We start from the raw sequence: 15,765 nt of genomic DNA on the forward strand, positions 1-15,765 counted from the left end.
TTGCCTGAAGCGTGGCGAACCTCACATGAACCGGATCAGGGATGAACGCCGGATGATCTGTCGCAGGGACACTGTTCAAGGACCCGGCTGGCGGTTGCTATTGAAGGCGCGATTCCGGACTGTAAGCCGGTAGGGAATGGGGGCTGGAGTTCCATTTGACCATCCAGCTTTGCAGGTGGTCGAACGGAAGCGGACGGCTGATGCCGTAGCCCTGGCCGAAGGGGCACCCCAGCGAGACCAGAAGGGCGCGCACGGATTCGTCTTCGATGCCTTCGGCAACAAGACTGATGCCCAAACTATTGCACAGGACCACGAGGGACGTGATCAGCGATTGATCGAAGGTGCTCTGGGTGCAGCGGGATATGAAGGAGCGATCGATCTTGATTTCATCGATCGTGAAGTCCCGGAGATATCCAAAGGAGGTGAAGCCGGCGCCGAAGTCGTCGATGGAAAGGCGCACGCCTTCCTGGTGGAGCTTTTCGACGACACGCCGCGCTTGCGCAGGGTGGGCGATGAGCGCGGTTTCCGTCAATTCCAGGATCACGCGCTCCGGGTTGATCTGATGCATGGAAATGCTTCTCAGCACATTCTCGACGAAACTGGGGCGCTCCAGCATGCGTGCCGAGACGTTGATGGAGATGCTGGTGTCCGGCCAGGCTTCGTGGACCGTCGCAAACTGGCCAAGCACCGTGTCCAGGCACAGGATCGTGAAGGGCTCGATCAGGGGCGATTGCTCGACCACCCGGATGAGTTGTTCGGGAGAAACATCGCCGCTGTCGTGCGGGACCCAGCGGACCAGGGCTTCAAAGCCGGTGACCCGGGCATGGAGCAGGTCGATCTTGGGCTGCCAGTGCCACTGGATCTCGCGCGCCGCGATGGCTTCGGCCAACTCTTCAAGGAGCCCCTTGTGATCGAGTTCGTCGGGGTCCTGAAGCTCCTGGCTGCGCGCCACGCATGTTTTCTCGACGCCAGCCTTGGCTTTGTACATGGCGCTGTCCGCGGCCGAGAGAAGCGCCGTGGGCGAGAAACTGAGCTGTGGGCACAGGGCCATGCCCAAGGAGGCCCCGACGTAAAGGACACGGTTGTCATGGAGAACGGGTTGTTCGATCAACTGATTGATCTTCTCGCCCATTGCCGTGGCGGCATCCACCGTGGCGACGGACTCCAGGATGATGGCGAATTCGTCTCCGCCAAGGCGGGCGACGGTGTCGACTTCGCGCAAATGGGAGCGTAGCCGGCGCGCGACCGTCTGCAGGACCACGTCTCCCGCGGCATGGCCAAGACTGTCGTTGATTTCCTTGAACCGGTCGAGATCCACCATCACCACGGCGAAACTGTCTCCGCTGCGACGGGCTCGGGCACAGGCCTGAGTCAGGCGGTCGAAGAAAAGCGTGCGGTTGGGCAGGTCGGTGAGAGGGTCATGAAGGCTCTTGTGGGTCAGTTCCGCCTCGGCTTGGCGCACGGCCTTGCGATCCTGCCGCCAGGCGATGCCCTCCTTGATCGAAGCGGCGACGTTCTCGGCCGAGAGCATACGCTTGGTAAGAAACTCGGTCATGCCCTGCTTGATCGAATCCGCGGCGATCTCGGCGCTGCCATGACCGGTGACAGCGATGATGGGGCAGTCTGGATCCAGTTCTTCGCGAATGGCCGGGAGCAGTTCGCGGCCGTCACCGTCGGATAGGCCGAAGTCAAGAAACACGATGTCGAAACGGCTGTCCGGATTGCGGATCAGTTCCAGAGCCTCGCAGCGCGAAGCGGCCTCCTCGACGTGAACGTTCCAGGCCGTGCGATGCAGCATGCGGGAGAGCTTTTCACGATCGACATCATCGTCATCGACGATGAGAACCTCGAGAAGATCCTCGTCACCGGTGCCGGGGTGATCGTGCGGGGAGCGGTGCATGTCCTTGGTCATAAGGCGTCTCGCGGGAGATTCTGGGTGCCGGTGTACTTGCGAATGAAGTCGGCCAACCGGGCGAATTGGGGGCCCACGGCAGACTTGACCATGTAGCCAGCCACATGTTCGTCGTAGGCACGGCGCATGTCCTGATCGCGGGCCGACGTGCTCAGGACGAACACGACGCTACGTCGCAAGGCTGGATCCCTGCGCAACGCCTGGAGGAACTGGAAGCCGTCCATGTCGGGCATGTTGAGATCGAGAAGGATGATATAGGGCGGCGATATGTGTTTGCTGGGATGGTCCCCGCGCAAGATGGCCAGGGCCTCGCGACCGTCCCCGGCCGTCAGCGTCGGGCAGGTCACGTCGTGCCGCCGGAAGGAACGGAGCACGCCCTCGATGGCCACATCGTCGTCATCGACGATAAGGACGGTGCATTCGACGACATCTGAAGGTGTTTGAATGTCCGGTGGCGTTTCAACCATCCTTGAATTCCCGAAGCAGAATGCGTGGCCAGTAGATATCGAAGCGGGCGCCTCCCATCTCACCGTGCGGTGTGACGCAGATCATGCCGCCATTTGCGTTGATCATGCGCCGGGTGAAAGCGAGGCCGACGCCGTCGCCTTCCACCCGGGTCGATCCTCGGTGGAAGAGCTTGAAAATACGTTCTTCGTTCCCAGAGGGGATTCCCTGTCCGTCATCCTCGACGGTGAAGACGGTGAAGCGCCCATCCTCGGTGACCTCGATGCGAATGCGTCCACTGGAAGAGCCATGATGTTTGACCGCGTTGCTGACCAGGTTGCGCAGCGAGGCGGACAGGGGCGCACGGGCGGCCTTCAGCGGGCCCGCTTCCACCTCGATATCCAGGGAAAAGCTGCCCGGAATGTTGCTCGTCGCAAGCACCTCGTCGATCACTTCACGGGGCTGGAGAGTTTCAAGCTGCGGATCGCGTACCCCGATACGGGCGTAGTTCAAGAGGTCGTCGATCATCTGTTCGGCGCGTTCGATCCGGATCGCGACGCGTTCGAAATTGCGCGTGACGTCGGGGGGGAGTTCCTGTCCCTCGAGGTCTTCGCGGATCCAGCTGACGAGGTCGGCGATACCCCGCAAGGGCGAGCGCAAGTCGTGGCTGGCGACATAGGTGAATTCTTCCAACTGGGCGTTGGTCTGCTGCATGGCGACTTCGGAGCGCTTTCGGTGCGTGATGTCGGTGACGATGGCCATGTACAGCGGCTGGCTGGCGTTCTCGTGGCGGGTGAGGGCGATCTCGATCGGGAACTCCTGCCCTGAGCGATGCAGGCCGGTGAGGTCTCGTCCAACACCCATCATCCGCGAACTGGGGCGTTTTACATAACCCTGGAGATGATCGCGATGTGCCGCGCGATAGCGTTCGGGGATCAGCGTGGCCAGCGACTGGCCGATCAACTCCTCCCGGGAATAGCCGAAATCGGCACCGAGCGTCCGGTTCGCCTTGACGATACGTTGACGGCTGTCGACGACGAGAAGGCCTACAGGGAGGTTCTCGAATATCTGGGCGAAGCGCCGTTCCGCAGTCATGATGCGTTCGAGACTGCGCACGAACACAATTGCATTGGCTTCTGGAGACTCGGGGAAAGGGGATAGCGTAAGTTCAACCGGACGTTCGGAGCCGTCGCCGCTCGGGATCGTCATGCGGCGGGTCCAACCCGCACGTGTCTCTACCGGCGCCTGAAAGTGGACGTCGACCATGTGACGCAGGGTTTCCGCGTCACTTTCCTTAAGCCAGGTATAGATCAGCGAATGGCGCAGCGGCTCGGGATCGGACTCGCCCAGAAGATTCGCGGCGCTGGCGTTGGCGCCGGAAATCAGGCCCGTGCGCTCAATGATCAGAGCGCCGATGGGGGCATAGAGCAGGGCGCCCGGAAGTTCGTGCCCGCAGGAAATCGTCGTTGTCACGCCTGCCCCCTTGCGAAAGCTCTCTCGTCTCCCCGGGCGGGTCAGGCGCGAGGCCAAGTACCTGCAGGTGTCGGGAGAGCGCTCAGGCTAAAGGGCAATTGGTTGGGAAGTCACGAAGCCGGGACCTGTGGAACCTGCCTAAGGGTGGCGCCGCAGGTCCGGGGAGAGGGCTCAGATGTCGACGAACTTGCCCGCCTCGCGGTCCTTGCGCACCTGGAGGCCGTTGAAGACGGTGCCGCTCATGGTGATCCAGACGCCGGGCGCGGCGGTCTGCGCCGTGGCAAAGGCCATGCCAAGATTGAACGCGGCATCGCTTTCCGCGAACCTGGCCGGGGTGAGGGCTCCGCACAGGACAATCGTCTTGTCCTGAATACCGGCGAGCGCCTGTGCGGTCTTGGTCATGGTGTCGGTGCCGTGGGTAAGCACGATCCGCATCTCGGGAGCTTCGCGGATCGTCTGGGCGATCTGGTCACGGTCTTCCTCGGTGAGTTCCAGGCTGTCCTTGCGCAGCAGTTCGACCACACGGAATGGATGTGCGACCCGTGCTGTTTCGAGCAGCTTTCCCATCACGCTTTCGGTGATCTGGTATTCGCTGAGGGCGTCGAAATAGTCTTTGTCGATCGTACCGCCGGTCGTGACGACGAGAATGGGGGAGTGGTTCATGCCTGTGGCTTTAGCAGCCTTGCTGCGGGCAAAAAAGGCACCGGGACCAAGTTGTCCTGCAAGCTTCAGGCGAAGGGCTGGGGCGGGGATTGGCGGGGGCCCAGGCTGTCCCAATCGATCGAGGCGATGAGATCGTCGACGAAGGCTTCGCACTCCATGGCATCGGGCTTTACCGGGCGCAGCAGAATGTCGGTGCGAAAGCCTGTCATCGCCCAGGTCACCACGGTCGTGAGGCGCTGCGCATCGTCTTCGCAAAACGCAGTGGCAAAGAAGCGATGGACCTCGCGCCGGACCTTTTCAGGCCCCCGGGTGTAGAACATCTCGTTGATTTCGGGGAAGCGTTCGCCTTCGCTCAGCACGAGACGGAAGAGGCGGATCGAATGATCCGTGAGAAGGCAGTCGAGGAACCGCAGACACGCCCGGCGCAGCGCCGGGCACGAGAAGGTCTGGCGGGTCAGGACTTCATCGATCTCCTGCGAGAATTGCCCCACCAGGTCGTCGATGACGGCCGCGAACAGATCCTCCTTCGATGCAAAATGCGACCACATGGTTGCTTTCGAGCAACTCAGGGCATCGGCAACCGCGCTCATGCTCGTTGCGGCGTATCCCTGCTCGAGGAATGACCTGCGGGCGGCCTCTACGATCTCGGCCCGCTTGCGCGCCTTGTTGCGCTCCCGTTTCCCAATGTTCTGGTCCATAACTAAACTTGATAGTACACTTTTCCGTTGACTCTTGCAAGCGATGCAACGATAAAAAGTGTACTGATGAGTACGATATTTTCCTCACGAGTCGCAGCAAGTGTCCTCTTGGCTGCCACGATTTCGCTTGCCGGATGTGCGCCGGACCTCGGCCCCAAGCCCGAGATCCGGGCGCTATCCTCGTTCGAGATGGAGCGGTCGATAGCCGCTGCCGGACAGGGCGAGGAATGGCCGCCATCCCAGTGGTGGCGGGGCTATAATGACCCGCAACTGGATGGGCTGATCAAGGCGGCCCTTACGGATTCGCCGGATCTGGCCTCCGCGATTGCACGTGTGCGCCAGGCGCGCGGCGCGCTCCAGGCCTCGCGTTCGAGCGTGCTGCCCTCGCTGGGCGCGCAAGGCTCGGGCGAATTCGCCAAGCAGAGCTACAACAACGGGACTCCGGCATCCGCCCTTCCGCAGGGCTGGGAAGACTACGGGACCCTGGCCCTGTCCGCGAACTGGAACCTCGACATCTGGGGCAAGAACCGCGCGCTCCTTGCGGCCGCAACCTCGGCCACGGAGGCGGCCCTCGCCGAAGTGCGGCAGGCGGAACTTGTCCTGACCAGCGAAATCGCTTCGTCCTATTTCGACCTCGCACGCCTGCTGGAGCGGGAGAAAGTCCTCGAGGAAGCGCTTGAGGTACGGGAGAGCTCTGCGGAGCTTACCGCCCAGCGGTTCGAACAAGGGCTGGAGAATGAAGTGCCACTGCGCCAGGCGCGGGCCGAGGTTGCCCGCGCACGAGGGCTGATCGTCGCCAACCGTGAGCAGATTGCCAGGCGGCGCCACGCGCTCGCCGCACTCCTGGGGGCTGGACCGGATCGGACGCGGGATATTGTGCCCACTCCCCTTGAAGGTATCGCGATGACGCGCGTGCCGGAAGATGCGGGGATTGCTCTTGCCGGGCGTAGACCGGACATCGTCGCGGCGCGCCGTATTGTCGAGGCTTCACAAAGCGGCACCGAATATGCCCGCAAGTCGTTCCTGCCCGACGTTTCCCTCGGAGGCCTGATCGGTTTGACGTCGCTCGGGATCTCCAATCTGTTCGACGACGGTTCGGACTACGGCAGCGCAGGCGCGGCGGTCAGCCTGCCGATCTTCCAGGGGGGCGCCCTGTCCGGCCGCTACCGCGTGGCACGGGCCGGGTACGATTCGATGGTCGCGAGCTACAACAAGACCGTCATCGAGGCCCTGCAGGAAGTCGCAGATGCGATTGCGAGCCAGGATTCCGCGTCCCGTCAGCGTGAGCACGCCTTGGAAGTCGAGGCAGAGGCGGAGGCCGCGTTCGGTCTCGCGTCACAGCGCTACGGGGCGGGGCTCACCACCTATATCGAGGTCCTGACCAGCCAGACTTCTGAACTCGACGCGCGCCTCTCCGCGCTGGATGCCCAATTTGCAACGCTCGCCAGCGATGTCGCGCTCAAGCGCGCGCTTGGCGGCGGTTATGCCGAAGAAAATGACGAGAAAGCCAATAGCGATGACTGACACGAACACGGGCGGCGGGGCCGAGGGCGCACCGGAAAAGGGCAGCGTCATCCACAAGAGCAAGCGCAAGACGCTCCTAATGGGGCTGGGCGCGGTCGTGGCCGTCGCGGCGGTGCTCTGGGGCGGTTATGAAATCTTCATCGGCAGCCGTTCGGTTTCAACCGACAACGCCTATGTGGCTGGTGAAAACGCCGATGTCACGCCGTTGACCTCGGGCCGTGTGACCGAGGTCCTGGTCACGGATACGCAGCCTGTTCGCAAGGGGCAGCTCCTGTTCCGTATCGAGGACAAGGATCAGAAGATCGCGCTTGCCGAGGCGGAAGCAAACCTGGAACGCGCCAAGCGCATGTACGGGCAATCTCTTGCCAACAACGAGGCCTTGGCCGCGGCCGCAGACGCCAACCAGGCGCAGATCGATACCGCGCGGGCCAATCTCCAGGCGGCACGCGCTGACCTGACAAAGGCCACTTCGGACTTTACCCGGCGCAATGCCCTGGCGGGCTCGGGGGCCGTGTCGACCGAGGAGCTGACCTCGGCGAAGCAGGCGCTGGATTCGGCCCAAGCGGCATTTGAACAGGCGCGGGCTGCGCTCAAGCAGGCCCAGGCCAGCGCCGTCAGCGCGCGCCAGCAGGAGCAGGCCGCGGTTGCCCTGACCAGGGGAACCGACGTGGAGACCGCGCCCGAGATCAAGCTGGCCCAGGCGCGTTATGAGGCCGCCAAGCTGGACCTTGAACGCACGGTAGTGCGCGCGCCGATTGCAGGCGTCGTGGCGCAGCGTTCGATCCAGGTCGGCCAGAAGATCCAGAACGGTTCGCCCGCGATGGTCATCGTCCCGGTCGACAAGCTCTATGTCGATGCCAACTTCAAGGAAGACAAGCTGGGGCAGGTGCGGGCTGGCCAGAGCGCCACGCTGACCTCCGACTTCTATGGCGGCGATGTCGAGTATCACGGCAAGGTCGTCGGTTTCTCGGGCGGGACGGGCGCGGCCTTCTCGTTGATCCCGGCCCAGAACGCGACCGGCAACTGGATCAAGGTCGTGCAGCGCCTTCCGGTGCGCATCGAGCTCGACCAGGATGAATTGAAGGCCCATCCCTTGCGCGTGGGACTTTCGATGGAAGCCGAGATTGACCTGACGAGCGAGCGGTAATGGCACAGGACGCTGCCGCTGCGCCGACCTCACCGCCCGGAGAGGGCGGGACCTTCTCCGGTGCCAAACTTGCGATCACCGCCTTCGTCCTCGCGATGGCGAACTTCGTGGTCGTGCTGGACATGACGATCGCCAATGTCTCGGTTCCGCATATCGCAGGCGGACTTGCGGTCTCCACCGAGAGCGGGACCTGGGTTATCACCACCTACGCGGTCGCCGAGGCGATCTGTGTTCCCCTGACGGGCTGGCTGGCCGGACGCTTCGGCGTGGTCCGGATGTTCCTGATGTCGATTCTTGGCTTTGGTCTGTTCTCGGCCCTTTGCGGTGTTTCGGGCGACCTGACGGTTCTCCTGATCTTCCGCTTGGGGCAGGGGCTGTGCGGCGGGCCGTTGATGCCGCTCTCGCAGACGCTGCTGCTCAAGATCTTCCCGCGCGAATCGCATCCCAAGGCAATGGCGATGTGGGCGATGACCGTCGTTGTCGCACCGATCGCGGGGCCTATCCTGGGGGGCTATATCTCGGACAACTGGGACTGGCGCTGGATCTTCCTGATCAACGTGCCGATCGTCGTCGCGGTCTTCCTCTCGCTTGCCTATCTGCTGCGCGATGTGGCTTCGCCCAAGCGCTACCTGCCGATCGACAAGGTGGGCCTTGCCCTCCTCGTGATCTGGGTCGGCGCGTTCCAGATGATGCTCGACCTTGGGCATGACAGGGACTGGTTCCACAACACCACGATCTGCATCCTCGCGGTCGTTGCTGTGATCTTCTTCGCGATCTTCGTGATCTGGGAACTGACCGAAGAGCACCCTATCGTCGATCTTGCCGTATTCCGACACCGTGGGTTCAGCGCCTCGACCTTTGCTCTGGCGCTGGCCTTCGCCACCTACTTCTCGGCCGTGGTCATCGTGCCGCAGTGGCTGCAGGGAGGGATGGGATATACCGCGACCTGGGCGGGCATCGCGATGGCGCCCGCGGGTGTTCTGGCGGTCTTCGCGTCGCCTATCGTGCCCAAGCTCATGCAGCGCGCCGATCCTCGCCTTCTGGTGTTCCTGGGCGTCTCGTGGCTGGCGTTCTGCGCGTACCTTCGCACGTACTGGTCGACCGATTCCACGCTCTGGCAGGTGGCTTTCCCGCAGTTGATCCAGGGCATCGGTGTCGCGTTCATGATCGTGCCGCTGACGACCATTGGTCTTGCCTCCGTGGATCCCGACGAAACCGCCTCGGCGGCGGGTATCTCGAATTTCGGGCGTACTCTGGCAGGGGCCATCGGGACTTCGGTCGTGACGACCTTGTGGGCGAATCTGGAGCGCAGCGATGGTGCGGACCTGGTGGGAAGCATGAACCACACGGACCGCACGATGTCGGCGCTCCAAGCGCAGGGCATGCCGCTCGAAATGGCGCGCTCTGCGATCGAGCGGATCGTGGCCCTGCAGGCCCAGGCGCAGGCCACGGTTCACGTTGCCATGTATTCGGCCATCGCGCTTCTGGTCGCTGCCTTTGCGATCTGGTTCGCCCCCAGGCCCAAGCGCGGCATGAAACCGGCGTCGGGACACTAGGCGCAAGGTAGCGGGCTTCCCGCCGCTTATCGCGGCATGGCGGGCTCTACGTGGTGGCTGCGCAGTTGGTGAGGATGTCGGCAGCCAGTTCGGCAAGGCCCAGTTCCGCGCTCGCCGCCCCGGCCTCGACGGCGGCGGCGGGGGCCTGCGGGACGGTGGCCGTGTTCCGGTCCTGCGCCAGCGTGCGGCAGCCCGCCGCCTGGAGCAGTTTGAGCCCCTTGGCGCCGTCCTCGCCCATACCGGTGAGCACGGCACCGATCGCGGGCATGTTGCCGCGCGACAGTGAGCCGAAAAGAAGCGTCGCGGACGGCCGGAAACCGCCCACCGGATCGCGCTCCACCAGGCGGAGCCTGGCTGGCGTGCCCGGCTCGACGATCACATGCCGGGCAGGATCGTAGGCAATGTGCACCGTGCCGGGCTTGAGTTCGGCACCATCCGCGGCGGCCACGACGGTGCACCGGCAGTCCTTGTCGGCCTTGGCGATGAACATTTCGGCCAGCATCGGCTCGGTCTGCAGGATGATGACGGTGGGCGGGCAGGCCTTGGGATACTGCCCGAGCACTTCTGTTAGGGCATCGACGCCGCCCATGGAGGTGCTGAAGGCCGCGATCATGCCGTTGGACTGGTAGCCGCCGTCGTCGCCCGCCTCGCCCTCGCCGCGCGCGGCCTTGGGGCGGGGCTTGTCGCGCACGTTGGAATTGGCCGCGGCGAGGACGATCTTGCCCAGTTTTCCGACCGTTTTGGCGAACTGTTCCGGAGTGGCCTTGAGGGGCTTGGGAAAGCATTCCACCGCGCCAAGTTCGAAGGCCTTGAGCGAGGTCTCGGTCCCGCTCTGGGTCAGGCTGGAAAGCATGACCACGGGCAGGGGGTTACCCCCGTTCATGATCTCTTCGAGGAATTCGATACCGCTCATGCCGGGCATTTCGACATCGAGCGTGACGACGTTCGGCTGGAGCTCGGCGATCTGTTCGCGCGCTTCGGCGGCATTGGCGGCAGTGCCAATGACGCGGATGTTCTTGGATTGCTCCAGGACATCGCAGAACAGGGCGCGCATCGCCGCGGAATCGTCGACTACCAGGACGCGGGCGTCATGCATGGAGTGAAACCTCTCTTGTGCTTCCGGACTGCCGGATCGGCACGGAGGTAAGTCAATGGCTGCGACGATTTCCCTTAAGCGCCTTACGCAAAATGCCGGAGATTGAGGCAAACCCGCTGTTGGCAGCCGCGCGGCTAACTCCCCAATCGACGCCCCGGCCACCTCGGCCCTGACAGTTCGGCGATCGCATCCGCGAGGGTTTTATGTCGCAGCTATCGAACCGCATGCCGTGCCGCCACGGGACGAGCCTGAACCACTCCAGCCTGCGTTGCGGGGCGTAAGGGGGACGCTTTGATGGGGACCATCTCTCTGCCGGTGCGGTGTGATCGCGCCGCCGCCGAAGCCCTCTGGCCCGAACTTGTCGGCGCGGTCGGCAATGCGCCCATCGAGATCGATGGCAGCGGCGTCGAGCATGTTGGACAGGCCGTACTCCAGCTTCTGGTGTCGGCCCGCCGCAGCGGAGGCGGAGCACGTATCGAAGCCTCGCCAGCCCTGCTCCAGGCGGCCGCCCTGACCGGCCTTCAATCGGAACTGTTCGAAGAGGGGGATGCATGAGCCCGGAAGAAATCCAGCAGATCTTCTTCGTCGAGTGCGAGGAATCCCTGGCGGCGGCCGAAGCTGGCCTGGCCGCATGCCGTGCAGGCACGCAGGATACCGATACCGTCAACGGCGTGTTTCGCGCGGTGCATTCCATCAAGGGGGGCGCAGGTGCGTTCGGGTATGGCGCGCTTCAGGCCTATACACACACCTTCGAGACGCTGCTTTCGGATGTGCGCGAGGGCCTGGTGGAGATCGCCCCGCCACTGATCGACCTTCTGCTGCGGGCGCTCGACACGCTTGCGGACCATGTCGAGGCCGCGCGCGAGGGCGGGGATGCGCCCGACGATGCCGGCCTGATTACGGAGATGGAAGGCGCCATGGCCGCGAATGCAGGGAACGCGCCACAGAGCGCGGCTCCGGCACCTTCGCCGGTTGAGGAACCCGTGCAGGCCGACGCGCCAGAGGCGACGGAAGGCGACGACGAGGAAGATCTGGAAATCGATCTCGATGCTCTGCTCGATGATCTGACCGCGGATTTTGACGCGCCCGGCTCCCCAGCAGAGGCACCGCAAGGCGCATCCTGGCAACTGCATTTGCGGCCCCGGGCGGGGGCCATGCGCAACGGCAATGAGCCGCTCCTGATGCTGCGCGATGTTGCCGAGCTGGGTGGAACGTGTCTCCACTGCGATGTCGGACAAGTGCCGCAGCTGGACAGCTTCGATGTCGCTCAGGGCTATCTGGGCTGGACCTTCGCCATTCCTGATACGGTAACCGAGGAGCGAGTCCGCGACATCTTCGACTTCATTGGCGATGATTGCGCGATTGCGGTGGGCGCCGACGAGCGTATCCCCGATGTCGAACTGGACGAAGCCGCCACGTCTACAGCGGCACCTTCCCCGGCCGTGGCAGCCCCGAATGGCCCGGCTCAGCCGCACGATGCCGCGATACCGGCGCCGGATGAGGCGCGGCCTCTTCAGAGCGTCGACGCGCCCTCACCGGTCGTCCCCGACGCGAATACGCCGCCAACAGGGGGCAAACCCGCAGCGGCCGCTGGCGCACAGCCGGCGTCTCAGGGGGCAGGACAATCCATCCGCATCGATCTGTACAAGCTTGACCGGTTGATCGATCTGGTCGGGGAACTGGTCATTGCCCAGGCCATGCTCGTGCAACGTCTGGACGGCGTCCATGTCAATGCCAGCGAGGAGCTCTCGCTGCTCGAAAGCCTGACGCGCGATATCCAGGAATCGGCGATGTCGATCCGCGCCCAGCCGATTGCCTCGGTTTTCAGTCGCGTGCCGCGGATCCTGCGCGATCTTGCCACATCGACGGGCAAGCATGTCCGCCTCGAGGTCCATGGCGAGACGACGGAACTCGACAAGACGGTCATCGAGCGTCTCGGTGAGCCTCTCACCCACCTCATCCGCAACGCGGTCGACCACGGAATCGAAAAGGCGGAAGATCGCATCGCCGCGGGCAAGTCGCCCGAAGGTACGCTGACGCTTTCAGCCGAGCACCGTTCGGGCCGGATTGTCATCTCGATTTCCGATGATGGCGCGGGCATCAATCGCAAGGTCGTTCTGGCCAAGGCGATCGAGAAGGGCATCGTCGGACCCGACGCGCAGCTTTCCGCCGAAGAGATCGACAACCTGATCTTTGCGCCGGGCTTCTCGACGGCGGCGCAGATCTCGAACATTTCCGGGCGCGGGGTCGGCATGGATGTCGTGCGCCAGAACGTCAAGGATCTGGGCGGCCGCATCACCATCGAGAGCACGCCCGGCAAGGGCACGGCCTTCATCCTGACCATGCCGCTCACGCTGGCGATTTCGGACGGCATGATCGTCAATGTCGGAGACCAGACGATGGTCGTGCCGCTGGCGCACGTCGTGGAAAGCCTGCGTCCCGGCGAGGGCGATGTGAAGGGGTTGGGCTCGCAGCGGCAGATGCTCAACGTGCGCGGCCAGTTCATCCCGGTCATCACACTGGGCAGCGAACTTGGCGCGGCCTGCAACGCGACGACGCCCGAAGAAGGTGTGCTCATCGTCGTCGATACCGAGAGTGCGGGCCAGGCGGCCTTGCTGGTCGATGATATCCAGGACCAGAGGCAATTCGTCATCAAGAGCCTGGCAACCAACTTCCGTCCGGTCGAAGGTGTCGCCGGGGCCACGATCCTGGGCGATGGCCGGGTCGCACTCATCGTCGATGTCGATGGTCTGGTGGCTTGTGCGCTGCCCTCGCACGAGAGGCAGGCTGCGTGAACGCGACGCTGGAAATGTCCGATGCGATACCGGGGATCAGCCCCGATATCTATGGTCCGGCCGACTTTGCGGAAGTCGCGAAGATCGTGCACGAGGCGGCGGGGATCGTCCTGCCCTCGGGCAAGTCGATGCTGGTCTATTCGCGGTTGGCGCCACTGGTCCGGGCGAGCGGTCTCGTCACGTTCGGGAAGTATATCCAGCACCTGCGCGCGGACCGAGGCGAACTGAACCGGGCCGTTGCCGCGCTCACGACCAACCACACCTTCTTCTACCGCGAGGCGCACCATTTCGAGCACCTGCAGGCTCAACTGCGTCCGCACCTCGTGCGCACGCTGAAGGACGGAGGCAAGGTCCGGGTCTGGTCTGCTGGCTGTTCGAGCGGTGAGGAAACCTGGTCAATCACCATGTCGCTCCTGGGGCGCGACCGCCACGAAGGGCAGCAATTGGCGCGGTCCGATCTGCGCATTCTGGCCACGGATCTGGCCCCCCACGCGGTCGAGGCCGGCAAGGCCGCGACGTATGCCGCCAAGGACCTGAAGCCCGTGCCCGAGGCGCTGCGCAGTGCCTGGGTGGTGGAGCGCGGAGACGAGGCGGTCATTCACGATACCGCGCGATCGATCGTACGCTTCCGGTTGCTCAATCTCCTGGGGGACTGGCCGATCCGTGGGCGTTTCGATTGCATCTTCTGCCGCAACGTCATGATCTATTTCGACAACCCGACGAAAGAGCGACTGGTCCAGCGGTTCTGCGAAGCGCTGCAGCCGGGAGGTTACCTCTACATCGGGCATTCCGAGCGGGTCACGGGGCCTGCCATGAACATGCTGAACCTTGTCGGTCCCACGATCTACCAGAGGAGCGTCGCATGACGGTGCGTGTGCTCATTGTCGATGACTCGGCCACGATGCGCGCGATCCTCCTCTCGCGCCTCAGCGAGCAGCCGGACATTACCGTGGTCGACACCGCGTCCAATGCGGCTGAAGCGCGTGAACTGATCAAGAAGCACGACCCCGACGTCGTGACACTGGATATCGAGATGCCGGGCATGAACGGCCTGGCCTTCCTTGAGAAGATCATGACGCTGCGCCCCACGCCGGTCATCATCGTGTCCGGGGCGACGCAGGAAGGCAATGACGTGACTGCGCGCGCGCTCGCATTGGGGGCGGTCAATTGCTATTCGAAGTACGATCCTTCGGGAAAGCTCGCGCTCAACGACAGCGGGGAACTGGGGCGGCTCATCCACGACGCGGCACAGGTGCGCTTCCGCAAGCCTGCCCGTGTCTCGCCGGTAGTCGCCGAGGAAAGCCGCCGCGTGATCCGGCGCGATGCGAAGCTGATCGCAATCGGCTCCTCGACCGGCGGCGTCGAGGCGCTGCAGGTTCTCCTGCGCGAGTTTCCGGTCGATTGTCCGCCCACGGTCATCGTCCAGCACGTCAACCCCCGCTTTGCCCCGGCAATCGCGCGCACGCTCGACAAGATCTGCCCGGCGCCAGTGCAGGTGGCGATCAACGACATGCCGCTGGTCGCGGGCAACGTCTATCTTGCGGCCGAGCCCGATCATCACCTGCTGGTGCGGGGGAACGGCACCTTTCACGCCAAGCTGCGCCGGGGCGAACCTGTCTCTGGCCATTGTCCCAGCGTCGATGTGCTGTTCGGTTCGGTGGCGCAGACCGTCGGCGCCGAGGCGGTGGGGATACTGCTCACCGGCATGGGGCGGGATGGCGCGCAAGGCCTCCTGGCGATGGCGGAAACCGGGGCGCATACGATCGCGCAGGATGAAAGCACTTGCACGGTCTTCGGAATGCCGCGCGCGGCTATCGCCCTTGGGGGGGCGCGCGTGGTCGCCCCTATCAACCGGATCGCGCGCCATGCGCTGAATAGGGCAGCCTGATGTCGGGTCTTGATTTCATGAACAACGGTAATGTGAAGCTGACCGTGCTGCAGGGGCAGTTCAAGGTAAGCTCGGGCGCGCGGGTGGAACTGAGCACCGTGCTGGGCTCGTGCGTGGCGACGTGCCTCTACGATCCGGCGGTGGAGCTTGGCGGCATGAATCACTTCCTCTTGCCCGAGCCGCCTGCCAGCCACGATCGCGGCCAGGTCGACGTCCACTACGGGGTCTACCTCATGGAAATGCTTATCAACGAGATGCTCAACTATGGCGCGCGCAAGGACCGGCTGCGGGCGCACCTTTATGGCGGCGCAAACATCCGCTCGGGGATGCAGCAGATCGGGACCGCCAACGCCGAGTTTGCCCGGGGGTTTCTGCTGCGCGAGCGCATCGAGCTCGTCCGCGAGGACCTGGGAGGAAGCAATGCGCGGAGGGTGGACTTCCGGCCGCAGTCCGGGATGGTCCGCTGCCGCTCTGTCTCCAGCTCGGATGCTCCCGTGGAAGTTCGTACCCAACCCATCGCGCGCCCGGCTCCGCGGGGCGATGTCGAACTGTTTTGACCAAGCGAGGCA

At 64.0% G+C, this 15,765-nt stretch carries 14 protein-coding genes; 8 read left to right on the forward strand and 6 right to left on the reverse strand.

The genetic code is table 11. From position 1 onward, the window contains the following. Window positions 1–97: 97 nt before the first annotated feature. The 5 genes from MTR65_RS13835 to MTR65_RS13855 form a co-directional block, all read right to left on the reverse strand. Entirely contained in the window at window positions 98–1,912 is a 1,815-nt protein-coding gene (locus MTR65_RS13835; RefSeq protein ID WP_243801181.1) for a putative bifunctional diguanylate cyclase/phosphodiesterase, read from the reverse strand. Continuing rightward, on the reverse strand, window positions 1,909–2,379 hold the full coding sequence (locus MTR65_RS13840; protein ID WP_243801184.1) for a response regulator: 471 nt from the start codon (window positions 2,377–2,379) through the stop codon (window positions 1,909–1,911). Before MTR65_RS13840 ends, MTR65_RS13835 begins: the two co-directional genes overlap by 4 nt. Continuing rightward, window positions 2,372–3,829 carry a sensor histidine kinase gene (locus tag MTR65_RS13845; protein WP_243801187.1) on the reverse strand — a complete coding sequence of 486 codons (1,458 nt, stop codon included), beginning with the start codon at window positions 3,827–3,829 and terminating at the stop codon, window positions 2,372–2,374. Before MTR65_RS13845 ends, MTR65_RS13840 begins: the two co-directional genes overlap by 8 nt. Before the next feature lie 171 nt (window positions 3,830–4,000). Continuing rightward, a complete protein-coding gene (locus MTR65_RS13850) occupies window positions 4,001–4,492 on the reverse strand; it encodes an asparaginase domain-containing protein (RefSeq protein WP_243801192.1) in 492 nt (163 codons plus the stop codon). 65 nt (window positions 4,493–4,557) lie between these two features. Continuing rightward, entirely contained in the window at window positions 4,558–5,190 is a 633-nt protein-coding gene (locus tag MTR65_RS13855) for a TetR/AcrR family transcriptional regulator (protein ID WP_243801194.1), read from the reverse strand. Between the two features lie 108 nt (window positions 5,191–5,298). Between MTR65_RS13855 and MTR65_RS13860 the strand changes: the two genes are divergently transcribed. The 3 genes from MTR65_RS13860 to MTR65_RS13870 are packed head-to-tail and all read left to right on the forward strand — an operon-like array spanning window position 5,299 to window position 9,417. After that, entirely contained in the window at window positions 5,299–6,714 is a 1,416-nt protein-coding gene (locus MTR65_RS13860; RefSeq protein WP_243801197.1) for an efflux transporter outer membrane subunit, read from the forward strand. Next, window positions 6,707–7,861, forward strand: a complete 1,155-nt coding sequence (locus MTR65_RS13865; protein WP_243801204.1) for an HlyD family secretion protein — start codon at window positions 6,707–6,709, stop codon at window positions 7,859–7,861. Before MTR65_RS13860 ends, MTR65_RS13865 begins: the two co-directional genes overlap by 8 nt. Further along, window positions 7,861–9,417 (forward strand): DHA2 family efflux MFS transporter permease subunit, encoded by a 1,557-nt coding sequence (locus MTR65_RS13870; protein ID WP_243801205.1) that lies wholly within the window; start codon window positions 7,861–7,863, stop codon window positions 9,415–9,417. Before MTR65_RS13865 ends, MTR65_RS13870 begins: the two co-directional genes overlap by 1 nt. A 46-nt stretch (window positions 9,418–9,463) precedes the next feature. Here the strand turns inward: MTR65_RS13870 and MTR65_RS13875 are convergent, their stop codons facing one another. Further along, window positions 9,464–10,513 (reverse strand): chemotaxis protein CheB, encoded by a 1,050-nt coding sequence (locus MTR65_RS13875; protein ID WP_243801206.1) that lies wholly within the window; start codon window positions 10,511–10,513, stop codon window positions 9,464–9,466. 294 nt (window positions 10,514–10,807) lie between these two features. Here MTR65_RS13875 and MTR65_RS13880 point away from each other — a divergent pair, with 294 nt between their 5' ends. Genes MTR65_RS13880 through MTR65_RS13900 form a run of 5 tightly spaced genes read left to right on the forward strand, consistent with a single transcriptional unit; the run spans window position 10,808 to window position 15,753 of the window. Continuing rightward, entirely contained in the window at window positions 10,808–11,068 is a 261-nt protein-coding gene (locus MTR65_RS13880) for an STAS domain-containing protein (protein WP_243801207.1), read from the forward strand. Next, window positions 11,065–13,308 carry a chemotaxis protein CheA gene (locus MTR65_RS13885; RefSeq protein WP_243801208.1) on the forward strand — a complete coding sequence of 748 codons (2,244 nt, stop codon included), beginning with the start codon at window positions 11,065–11,067 and terminating at the stop codon, window positions 13,306–13,308. The genes MTR65_RS13880 and MTR65_RS13885 overlap by 4 nt, the downstream gene beginning before the upstream one ends. Then, window positions 13,305–14,174, forward strand: coding sequence for a CheR family methyltransferase (locus tag MTR65_RS13890; RefSeq protein WP_243801209.1), 870 nt, complete (start codon window positions 13,305–13,307; stop codon window positions 14,172–14,174). Before MTR65_RS13885 ends, MTR65_RS13890 begins: the two co-directional genes overlap by 4 nt. Next, window positions 14,171–15,196, forward strand: coding sequence for a protein-glutamate methylesterase/protein-glutamine glutaminase (locus tag MTR65_RS13895; RefSeq protein WP_226638378.1), 1,026 nt, complete (start codon window positions 14,171–14,173; stop codon window positions 15,194–15,196). Before MTR65_RS13890 ends, MTR65_RS13895 begins: the two co-directional genes overlap by 4 nt. Then, the gene (locus MTR65_RS13900) at window positions 15,196–15,753 is read left to right on the forward strand and encodes a chemotaxis protein CheD (protein WP_039392561.1); all 558 of its coding nucleotides are present in this window, start codon (window positions 15,196–15,198) and stop codon (window positions 15,751–15,753) included. Before MTR65_RS13895 ends, MTR65_RS13900 begins: the two co-directional genes overlap by 1 nt. Window positions 15,754–15,765 lie beyond the last annotated feature (12 nt).

This window comes from Novosphingobium mangrovi, assembly GCF_022818885.1.
GTDB classification, from domain to species: domain Bacteria; phylum Pseudomonadota; class Alphaproteobacteria; order Sphingomonadales; family Sphingomonadaceae; genus Novosphingobium; species Novosphingobium mangrovi.

Bases quoted from the DNA above. Each gene is read 5' to 3' on its own strand.
- MTR65_RS13870 (WP_243801205.1), top strand. From the start codon at position 7,861: ATGGCACAGGACGCTGCCGCTGCGCCGACCTCACCGCCCGGAGAGGGC.
- MTR65_RS13875 (WP_243801206.1), bottom strand. From the start codon at position 10,513: ATGCATGACGCCCGCGTCCTGGTAGTCGACGATTCCGCGGCGATGCGC.
- MTR65_RS13855 (WP_243801194.1), bottom strand. From the start codon at position 5,190: ATGGACCAGAACATTGGGAAACGGGAGCGCAACAAGGCGCGCAAGCGG.
- MTR65_RS13885 (WP_243801208.1), top strand. From the start codon at position 11,065: ATGAGCCCGGAAGAAATCCAGCAGATCTTCTTCGTCGAGTGCGAGGAA.
- MTR65_RS13850 (WP_243801192.1), bottom strand. From the start codon at position 4,492: ATGAACCACTCCCCCATTCTCGTCGTCACGACCGGCGGTACGATCGAC.
- MTR65_RS13895 (WP_226638378.1), top strand. From the start codon at position 14,171: ATGACGGTGCGTGTGCTCATTGTCGATGACTCGGCCACGATGCGCGCG.
- MTR65_RS13865 (WP_243801204.1), top strand. From the start codon at position 6,707: ATGACTGACACGAACACGGGCGGCGGGGCCGAGGGCGCACCGGAAAAG.
- MTR65_RS13840 (WP_243801184.1), bottom strand. From the start codon at position 2,379: ATGGTTGAAACGCCACCGGACATTCAAACACCTTCAGATGTCGTCGAA.
- MTR65_RS13900 (WP_039392561.1), top strand. From the start codon at position 15,196: ATGTCGGGTCTTGATTTCATGAACAACGGTAATGTGAAGCTGACCGTG.
- MTR65_RS13835 (WP_243801181.1), bottom strand. From the start codon at position 1,912: ATGACCAAGGACATGCACCGCTCCCCGCACGATCACCCCGGCACCGGT.
- MTR65_RS13880 (WP_243801207.1), top strand. From the start codon at position 10,808: ATGGGGACCATCTCTCTGCCGGTGCGGTGTGATCGCGCCGCCGCCGAA.